General features: G+C 60.1%; 2 protein-coding genes. Both read left to right on the plus strand.

The annotated features are described in order from the left end of the window. On the plus strand, nt 1-887 hold an 887-nt coding region (locus tag V6C16_RS12965; RefSeq protein ID WP_333543406.1), incomplete at its 5' end, for an aldehyde dehydrogenase family protein. Between the two features lie 267 nt (nt 888-1,154). After that, the coding region (amrB, locus tag V6C16_RS12970) for an AmmeMemoRadiSam system protein B (RefSeq protein ID WP_333543407.1) at nt 1,155-1,533 on the plus strand (379 nt) is incomplete at its 3' end.

Below are 1,533 nucleotides of genomic sequence, written 5' to 3' on the forward strand. Positions count from 1 at the left end.
TGGCGGAACTGGCCGGGCGGGTGGGCATTCCCGCCGGGGTATTCAACGTCATCACGGGCAATGCCGGGGCCATCGGCTCGGTCATTGCCTCAAGCCCGCTTGTGCGCAAACTCAGCTTCACAGGCTCCACGCCTGTGGGCAAAAAGCTCGCCGCCCAGTGCGGCCCCACCCTCAAGCGCCTTTCTCTGGAACTGGGCGGCAATGCGCCGTTTATCGTCTTTGATGATGCGGACCTGGATCAGGCCGCGGGCATGGCCCTGAGCAACAAGTTCCGTAACGCCGGTCAAACCTGCATCTGCGCCAACCGTTTTCTGGTGCACAAGGATGTTCTTGATGCCTTTGTGCGTCGTCTGCTGCACGGCATACGCAAGCTGCATGTGGGAGACGGGCTGAAGGCCGACACCACAATGGGGCCGCTCATCAACGCCGAGGCCGTGGCGCATGTGGACGCGCTTGTGCGCGACGCCCAGGAAAAAGGCGCGTGCCGCGTCACAGGCGGGCAGCCGCACAGCCTTGGGGGAAATTTTTATGAACCCACGCTGCTCACGGGCTTGCGCCCCGACATGCGCCTTTTTCATGAGGAAATATTCGGCCCCGTAGCCGCCGTCATGTCTTTTGAAAGTGAAGAAGAAGCCATAAGCCTTGCCAATGACACGGAATACGGCCTGGCGTCCTACGTCTGCACAAGGGATATGGGGCGCGTGTGGCGGCTCTGGCAGGGTTTGCGTTTCGGTATGGTCGGCGTCAATGATGCGGGGCTGGCCTCGGCGGAAACGCCTTTCGGCGGCGTCAAGGGCAGCGGCCTCGGACGCGAGGGCGGCCGGGAAGGTCTGCTGGAATATATGGAAACACATTACGCTTTGCTGGGCGGTCTTGCCCAGGCATAATCCGGTCTGTATTTATTTTCACATTACATTTGGCCTCTCTGCCCCGTGAGGGAACTTCCACGGGGCAGAGGACGGCCGCCGGCGGAGGGAATCTGCGGAAAGGGTCTTTCAAAAAAGCCATAAATGTGCTCTAAAGAGTCCATAGACTATGTTATAAAATGTTTTGATAGGGCGGCAGCGCGCGGAGACACCGGGTACTCAGGCCCGTCTTGCCCTGGTCGCAGGGTTCGCAGCTTTTTTCTGAGACGCTAAATTCCGGGAGCAGCCATGAGCATACGACACCCCATCGCAGCAGGACGTTTTTATCCTGCTGACGCCGAACAACTGAAAAAAGAAATCCGTTCGTGGTTCATGTCCGGGGGGGTGCCTGAAAATCTTGTCCCCGGTGAAATACCGCGTGAGGCAAACGCACGCTTGCTTGGGCTCATGTTGCCCCACGCGGGTTATGTTTACTGTGGACGTGTTATTGGCGGCACTTTGGCGAGCACCTGGGATGGCTCCACCGCCGGAGCCAATCTGCCCCAGCGGCTTTTTATCCTGTGTCCGAACCATACCGGGCAGGGGCGGACGCTGGGCGTCTGGACCGACGGCCACTGGCTGACCCCTCTGGGGCCGATGGCGGTGGACGTGGAGCTGGGGCTGGCGC

The sequence above is a fragment of the Desulfovibrio sp. 1188_IL3213 genome (assembly GCF_036763145.1).
In the GTDB taxonomy this organism is placed as follows: Bacteria; Desulfobacterota; Desulfovibrionia; order Desulfovibrionales; family Desulfovibrionaceae; genus Desulfovibrio.